We start from the raw sequence: 7650 nt of genomic DNA, 5'->3' as shown, positions 1-7650 counted from the left end.
TATTGCTGGGCCTACAGTATGAATGACATATTTTGAAGGGAGGTTATAGGCTGATGTGATTTTTGCATTTCCATTTGCCTCTTCATGCCCTTGATTTTGCATGATCTTATAGCAATCCATTCTTAACTGGAATCCTGCAGCTGAATGAATTTGATTGTCAATGCAGTTGTGCAGTGGAATGAAGCAACCTAACATTTGTCCATTTGCAGCATTTACAATTGCATCCACCTTAAGGCAAGTTATGTCTCCTTGCCACAATGCTATTTTTGAATTTATTTCATTAGGATTTTGACTAATCGGATTTATGTCCATACATGAAATCAAATCCTTATTATTTGTTTCTTCACTGAGGATTTGGTCTTGTATCTCATAAAATTCATCACTTAATTGAACTGGAGTTTGTATATTCATCAATGCTCTAAGCAATTTTCTTTTCTCTTCGTAGTCATTAGGGATTTCCATATCATTATCTATTCTTTCATTGGTGGAAATCAATTCATTTATTAGAAAATCTATTTCAATGTTTTTATCAAATTCTTTCATCTTTAACCTCATGATTCATCTTTCTTTCTTATATTATTATTGTTCGCATATATTTAAATCTTTTTTGTAACTGGGAAGTAACTTGATTTTTTATAGAAATACTTAATTTAATTAATAATCCTTATTCTTCCTTTAAATAGTAAAATCTTTATATTTCATTGCATAAATCTAGAATTAATTATAAAAATAATTTAAGGGTTGTTTTAAAATGGAATTCAATATTGTAAAGGAATTAAACGGTCAATTTGACCCTATTGTCTTAATTAAAGCTGATGAAAAGCCAGAGGATGCATTGGCTCCTAAGGCAGGTAGAGGCGGCTGTGTAATGTCTTTAGTTGCACAAGCCATAGCAAAAAGGAAAGTCACTGCTTTTGGTCGTGAAAACATTACTTGTGGAGGAGTATCTGCAGGTTTTGGTTGGGGAACTGGATTCAAGACTGATGAAGATAGAGCGTTTCAAGCCACCTTTTTATCTTTAGGTGTAGAGTCTGCTAAGGATAAGGAAGCATTTCTACATAGGTTAAGCTTTATGCCAAAACCTACTGCAGAAATGTTTAAAAAGGGTGAGAGAATCTTTTCAGATTTTGATACTGCATATGAAAACATAAAGAACAGACCTTTATATGATGAAGGGCAGTATGTAATCTTTAAGCCGATAGAACTTCTTGAAGAAGGTGAAATTCCAGATTCTGTTGTCTTTACATTAAACACTATGGAACTATCTGCAATACTTCAATTGAATGGCTCATTCAGGGCTGAAAGTGCTCACATCATGACTCCACAGGCATCTGCATGTCAAGCTATTGGCGCATTCACTTTTGAGCAAAATGATAGTGATGATCCTGTACCTGTCTTGAGTCCACTTGACTTTGCAGCAAGAGCTCATATGAGAAGATTGATTCCAGATGATTACATGAACTTATCCATGCCTTGGAAATTGTTCCTAAAATTAGAGGAATTGAGTAAAAATAGTGTTTTCCAAACTCACTTTTGGGATGACTTTGGAAACAAATAAATATATTTTTCTTTTTTATTATTCAAATTAGTTTTTTCTTATTATTTTATTATTTTTTAAAATTAAAAAAATGTGAAAAATAAATAAGTAACTCTTATTTATATTTCAAAAGTTTTTGGGGGTTCTCCTGAAAAGTCAGCGATTGTTGCTTTACCTTTAGCAATTGTGAACACTTCAAAGATTGGGTTGTCTCCGCTTTCATATAATGCTTTTACAAGGTCATTTGCATCAATTACTTTTTGCTTGATTTCTAAATCATCAACAAATTCAACTTTTCCTGCAATTCTAATCCATTGGAACTCAGGAGTAGCTGCAGTCATTTCAAAGTTAGGGTTTGCTTCTAATTCTTTATACATTGGTTTTTGGTTACTGGTACAGAAATAAGGTTTATTGTCTTCTGCAAAATAGAAAAGGATAGGTCTTACTTTTGCATTTCCATCAAGTCCAGTAGTCGCTAAATATTGTTGTGGGTTTTCAGTTAAGAATTTAATTACTTCTTCCATTTTCTCATCTCCGAAATTTTTTAAAGTTTTATTTTGACTTTATTTTAGACGTTTTTTGTTTAACGCTAATTAGAGGTTGTTTTAAGATTAATATAAATGTTTTGTAACCAAAAAGTAACATAATGAGCTTTAGTTACTATTTAGTAACTTTTTTATGCTTTGTTACTTTTTGGTAACTAAAATTATTTAAATGATTTAAAATAAAATATTTCTAATTAAGTTTAAAAATAATAATTTATAGATTATAAAATGGAGAAAGTTTAATAACTATTTTCATTGTATTTTAAAAAGAGAGATTTTTATGGCTAAATTAGAAGGTAATGTTTGTCCTGTGGATCAGTCTTTAAAATTATTCAGTAAAAAATGGCATATCCAAATCATAAGAGACTTATTTTTTGGCAAAAAGAGATTTAAGGAGTTTAAAGAAGATAAGCCAGATTTAAGCAATAAAGTTTTAACAGATTGTTTAAAGGATTTGGAATCCAATGGGTTAATTGGTAAAAAGACCTTTGAGGATAATTCTAAAGTTACTGAATATTTCTTAACAAATGAAGGAAAAAGAATGAATAGAATCATTTATGAATTAGCAATGTTTACATTAGAAAAAGATGAATCTCCTACAGACAATAAACGGGATGAGATAATTGATTTGTTTAAAACTACTTTAAATATTGATGATTAAAAACAAAAAATAGTGTATTGGACTATAAAAAGTTAAAATATTAGAATAATTTAAAAGTTTAAAAAAGAAAAAAAGAAGTAAGTTAATTATCTTAATTGACTTACTTTAATTAATGATTCGATTGGGACTCCGTCTACTTCTTCGAGTCCTGATTTATCAATTAAAACAGTTACCACGATTGGATTTCCACCATGATCTTTAACTACTTTAATTACATCAGTAATAGTGTCACCGCTGGTAGTTACGTCATCAACAATAACTATTCTTTTGCCTTCTACAGTACCAAAGTTGCTGCTTATAGCCCCTTCATCGCTGTTAGCTGGGTTGGTTCTGTGTTTTTTAGGGTGGAATATAGATATGCAGGTTGTGGTTCCAGTCAATTCTTCAATTACATCAGCCATCATGGTTGCAAATGGAACTCCACTGGTTGCAATTCCTACAACAAGGTCGATTTCACCATGTTTCAATGCAATGTCACTTAAAGCTGCTGCAACATATCTGAGTCTGCTTGCACTTCCACCTAAACTGTTCCAGTTAATTGCAATGTCAACAGGTGCTTCTGTTTGTGCAGGCTCTTCTTTTCTCTGTAAAGTTAACCATTGTGCAGTATCCATTGATACATTAAGCTCATCAGCTATTTCACCAGTTGTGAATCCATGGTTTCTAAGTTCCTGAGCTCTGTTAATAAGATCTTGGTTCATTTTTTTACCTCATTAATCATAAATTTTTTTTAATATTTTTAGTTAAACATTTTAGGAATCTTTGAGTTATTTAGTTTTTATTAATAATGAATGGAAAAATTTTGAATTAAAAAATTAAATTCTATCTAAAATTGATTGGGCTGTGTTCTTTAGATGATTTGTTTGCTGCAAGAACCATTTTAAGAGCTTTAAGCCCATCTTCACCAGTAATTTCAGGTTCTTCGTCTGCTTCAATTTTACATAGGAATGAATTTAATTCTTCACTTAATGGCTCTACTGGTTTGATTTGGATATCTTGTGCAAATTTACCATAAACTTCAATGCTTTGGTCTATGTAATCAATGGTAATTATTCCATCAGTACCAGTAATTTCAATTTGTCTACGTTTGTATGGAGTTAACCAGTTCACTTCTAAAATACCTGTAATGTCTTCATCAAAGCTAATCATGATTTCTGCATGGTCTTCAAAGTCAGATTGATCTAAAATACTGCTCATAGTAGCATAAACCTGTTTGACAGGTGCTTCAATCAAGAAGTTCATTACATCTAAATCGTGAATTGCAAGATCAATAGCTACTCCCACATCCTTGATTCTTGGTGGGAAAGGACCTACTCTTTTAGCTGAAATTGTTACCAAGTCACCGATTACTTCATTTTCAATAAGCTCTTTAGCTTTTTGCACTGCAGGATTAAATCTTTCAACATGTCCTGTTGCAAGTTTTACCCCTGCATCTTTTGCAGCTTTAATCATTTCTTCAGCTTCTTCAGCAGTAAATGCAATTGGTTTTTCCACCAAAACGTGTTTTCCATGTTTAATAGCTTCCATAACAACTTCGTGGTGGAAGGTTGTTGGTACACATACGCTTACTGCTTCAATTTCAGGATCTTTTAATAATGCTTCGATTTCAGAGTAGCCTTTTGTCTTGTATTTCTTTACAACTTTGTCTAAGGTTGGCTTTACTACATCAGCCACTGCCACGAGATTGGCATTTTCCAATTTCGAATATACACGTGCATGGTTATATCCCATTGCACCTACACCTATAACTCCAACATTTATAGTTCTCAAAGATATTCCTCCAATTATTCAACTATATTTTTGTGTCTTATAACTTATAAATATTATTAATATTTTATATTTTTTCATATAATTTTTTCTTAATAATTATGAAAATAGTCATTAATTTGATTATTTTTTAAAATAAAGAATAAATAATAGTTAATTTTCTTAAAATAATGTAAAAAATAGGATAAATATATTTTTAAGAATTTTTAACTAATTTTCAAATTTTGATAAACTTTTGATTTCATGAAAATTCAAGTTTTTTCATGAAATGCATTTATCTATTAAAAAATATTAAAATAATTAAATATTTTAAAATATAATTCAAAACATTTTAGCCATTCATTTTAGCTATTCTAAAGGAATTCGAGCATATTTCTACCGATTTTTCGTCCCATTTCCTCAGCTTCTCTAATGCTTCCATTAATGGTTTCCTGATATAATATCTCTCCATTTTTATCAAGCAAGAGGGAATTGAGTTCTAACTTGTTGTTTTTTATTCCGGCTATTGCTCCAATTGGCCATTGGCAACCTACACCTATCTCTTCAAGGATGGTCTTTTCAGCAAGCACTTCCTGGAATGAGAAATAGTGGTTTAATTTGGCAATTGTCTCTTTAAATTCACTGTCTTTTCTGGTTATAACTGCTAAAGCGCCTTGACCTGCTGCAGGCATTATGTAATCTGTTGGGAACTTGGTTTTGATGTATTTTTGAAGGCCTAACCTATTTAATCCAGCTTCTGCCATGATTGTTGCATCTACTTCTCCATCCATGACCTTTTTGATTCTTGTTTCCACATTTCCCCTGATTGGCTTTAACTCAAAGTCCTTGTCATGGAGTTTGCAGAATGCTTCTCTTCTCAAGCTGCTTGTTCCAAGGGTTGAACCTTCTTCAAGTTCGCTCCAGCTGTAGTTTGAGATTAACACTTCGTTAGGACTTTCTCTTGGAGGAACTGCAACAATTTCAAGATCTTCGTTCAATTCGGTTGGCACATCCTTTAGGCTGTGTACAGCAAAATCAACCTCTTCATCAAGTAGTGCATTGTCAAGTTCTCTTGTAAAAAGTCCTTTAGAATCCATATTATATAATTGGGAGTTTGTGATTTTGTCCCCTTTGGTCTTTATGATATTCTTTTCTACTTCTTCTCCAGTGATATTGTATAAACAGCTTCTGATATAGTCTGTCTGTACAAGTGCAAGTTTACTTCCTCTAGTTCCAACAATCATTTGATTCGCCTTAGCTTTTTATATGAAAATTTGTGAATTTATAAAATTGATTTAATTGATTTAATAGATTCTATTGATTAAATTGTGATTAAATCATTGTTTTAATCTTTAACATATTAATTTTGTAAATTATTCTTAATAAAATTAATTAAATTTTTAATATTTTTTATTTAATATTTTTTTTAATTTTAACGTTTAGAAACTTGTGAGTAATTGGATCTATAGATAAATAGGATATTTTTATTATTATCTATTGCTATGTTTTGAGCTTCTTGATAATCTTCAATAAATTGCATTTCAAATCTATTTTCATCCTCTTTATCATTTAATGAACTTATTTTATTATCTAAACTCTTTCCAAGCTCGTCAGTTAATATTAAGTTAGTGTTCGGATTATGAGTTAAGTATTCGTGTAAGAATTTAGATAGCTTCTCTTCATCTATCTCTTCACATGTGACTCCATACTTTCCACCAATGATGATATAATAATTGTCAATGTCCTTTATCATGTTTATTGTACTTTCGATGGCTTTTGTATTGATGCCTGGATTGATTTCTTCAATAATCCTTAAGCCATTTTCAGCATCGATTTCTCTTACATTTGTTCTCCCATCGATTCCTTTAAAGTTTGATAAAGCATTTTTGATTGTTTCTTCATCTATGCCTAATGCTAATGCAGTTGTTGCAGCTGCTAAAACATTTAGAATATGATGAGGTCCAGGTGCAAAGCAATCCATCCTCATTTCACCATTTATTAATTTCCCATCAATAGTTCTTAAGTCATGATAAATGACCTTTGCACATGTGTTATCAATATCATAATCAATGGATTCGCAGTAAACATTTGCATCAATATCATGTAGTGAGAAACTATTGATTCTATCTTTGAATTCCTCTTTTTCAGTGGGATAGAATTCATTCAATGTTTCATATTCTATCACCACTGAAGGAGATTTGAATACTTGTCTTTTAGCGTATCTTGCATCGGATTTGCCTTTTGCAATGGAATAGTTTTCAACCAGATTAGTCAAGATTCCAATGTCTGCCAAACCGCAAATTCCTAATGAATTTTCAAATATTGCCATTTCATAATTCATATCAGCATATGGATTTTCGTTAAATTCTTCAAGAATCTCATTTTCTTCTATTCTTTCATCCAGATCAAGATTCTTATCGCATATTGGAAATGTACTGCATTTAGGATTTGCTATCTTTTTAGCAAGTTGAATGGTGTTTATGATATTTGCAGGAGTTATGCTAATATCCTTTTGTAAAATAAGTTTTTGTTCATTCTCATCATTTTTTCTAAATAAATAAGCTCCTAAACTGGATAAGAGTAATGTGTCTTTATTGTTTTCTAAAAATATTTCCTTTAAGAGGAATGCAACACTTGTTTTTCCTTTAACCCCAGTTATTTCAATGGTTTTGATATCCTGATTAATTGTTTCCTCTTTCCAAAGGGATAAAACAAGTTCTGTAGCTTGATGATGGTTGATAATATCATATTGGTTAAATATGATTTCATCATTTGAGTCAATCAGATCAGCTATTTCAAGCAATAATTCTTCAATGTTTAATGATGAGTGAATAGGATTGATTATTAAGTCTTTTTCTTCTATTTCTTCCCATAGTTCTTCTTTTATTTCCGCTTCTTCCTCTTTTCCTCTTTTTTCTACAATCCTTTGCATTGAATTCAATTTTAGCTGATTTTTAAATGAGTGCAAATCTTTTATGATATCCACATCATAAGTGATTAAAAGATTCTCATCTTCACTTTTCAATGTATTGTATAAGTCATAGGCAAATACATTTTCATAATTTCCTGATTTGGCAAGTTCTGAGGATATTTTGACTCCTCCATGTGTCAAATCAACTAAAAAAACATTCATTGTTTCACATCTTTAAATAATTTTATTA

At 30.8% G+C, this 7650-nt stretch carries 8 protein-coding genes; 2 read left to right on the top strand and 6 right to left on the bottom strand.

What is annotated here, in order from left to right:
- Positions 1–543 (bottom strand): macro domain-containing protein (locus IJI80_RS02820; protein WP_292787480.1); only part of this gene is annotated, 543 nt, incomplete at its 3' end.
- A 208-nt stretch (positions 544–751) separates the two neighbouring features.
- On the opposite strand from IJI80_RS02820, the gene IJI80_RS02815 reads away from it, so the two are divergent.
- Entirely contained in the window at positions 752–1558 is an 807-nt protein-coding gene (locus IJI80_RS02815) for a DUF169 domain-containing protein (RefSeq protein ID WP_292787479.1), read from the top strand.
- Between the two features lie 98 nt (positions 1559–1656).
- Here IJI80_RS02815 and IJI80_RS02810 read toward each other — a convergent pair whose 3' ends face one another.
- A complete protein-coding gene (locus IJI80_RS02810; protein ID WP_292787478.1) occupies positions 1657–2061 on the bottom strand; it encodes a pyridoxamine 5'-phosphate oxidase family protein in 405 nt (134 codons plus the stop codon).
- Positions 2062–2362: 301 nt separating this feature from the next.
- On the opposite strand from IJI80_RS02810, the gene IJI80_RS02805 reads away from it, so the two are divergent.
- Complete coding sequence (locus IJI80_RS02805; protein WP_292787477.1) at positions 2363–2743, top strand: helix-turn-helix domain-containing protein; 381 nt, start codon at positions 2363–2365, stop codon at positions 2741–2743.
- Between the two features lie 86 nt (positions 2744–2829).
- On the opposite strand, the gene IJI80_RS02800 is transcribed toward IJI80_RS02805, so the two are convergent.
- The 4 genes from IJI80_RS02800 to cfbE form a co-directional block, all read right to left on the bottom strand.
- The gene (locus IJI80_RS02800) at positions 2830–3444 is read right to left on the bottom strand and encodes an orotate phosphoribosyltransferase-like protein (RefSeq protein ID WP_292787476.1); all 615 of its coding nucleotides are present in this window, start codon (positions 3442–3444) and stop codon (positions 2830–2832) included.
- A gap of 121 nt (positions 3445–3565) precedes the next feature.
- The gene (locus IJI80_RS02795) at positions 3566–4513 is read right to left on the bottom strand and encodes a Gfo/Idh/MocA family oxidoreductase (RefSeq protein WP_292787475.1); all 948 of its coding nucleotides are present in this window, start codon (positions 4511–4513) and stop codon (positions 3566–3568) included.
- Between the two features lie 350 nt (positions 4514–4863).
- Complete coding sequence (gene hemC / locus IJI80_RS02790; RefSeq protein ID WP_292787474.1) at positions 4864–5733, bottom strand: hydroxymethylbilane synthase; 870 nt, start codon at positions 5731–5733, stop codon at positions 4864–4866.
- A 188-nt stretch (positions 5734–5921) separates the two neighbouring features.
- Positions 5922–7622 (bottom strand): coenzyme F430 synthase, encoded by a 1701-nt coding sequence (gene cfbE / locus IJI80_RS02785; protein WP_292787472.1) that lies wholly within the window; start codon positions 7620–7622, stop codon positions 5922–5924.
- Positions 7623–7650 lie beyond the last annotated feature (28 nt).

Origin of the sequence: Methanobrevibacter sp. (assembly GCF_017432245.1) — an archaeon.
In the GTDB taxonomy this organism is placed as follows: domain Archaea; phylum Methanobacteriota; class Methanobacteria; order Methanobacteriales; family Methanobacteriaceae; genus Methanobrevibacter.
Note: the sequence above shows the minus strand (reverse complement) of the source record. Positions and strands in the feature narration are given on the sequence as shown.

What these genes read in the sequence shown, in the direction of transcription:
- IJI80_RS02815 (WP_292787479.1), top strand. Translation starts at nt 752, where the DNA reads ATGGAATTCAATATTGTAAAGGAATTAAACGGTCAATTTGACCCTATT.
- IJI80_RS02810 (WP_292787478.1), bottom strand. Translation starts at nt 2,061, where the DNA reads ATGGAAGAAGTAATTAAATTCTTAACTGAAAACCCACAACAATATTTA.
- IJI80_RS02805 (WP_292787477.1), top strand. Translation starts at nt 2,363, where the DNA reads ATGGCTAAATTAGAAGGTAATGTTTGTCCTGTGGATCAGTCTTTAAAA.
- IJI80_RS02800 (WP_292787476.1), bottom strand. Translation starts at nt 3,444, where the DNA reads ATGAACCAAGATCTTATTAACAGAGCTCAGGAACTTAGAAACCATGGA.
- hemC (WP_292787474.1), bottom strand. Translation starts at nt 5,733, where the DNA reads ATGATTGTTGGAACTAGAGGAAGTAAACTTGCACTTGTACAGACAGAC.
- cfbE (WP_292787472.1), bottom strand. Translation starts at nt 7,622, where the DNA reads ATGAATGTTTTTTTAGTTGATTTGACACATGGAGGAGTCAAAATATCC.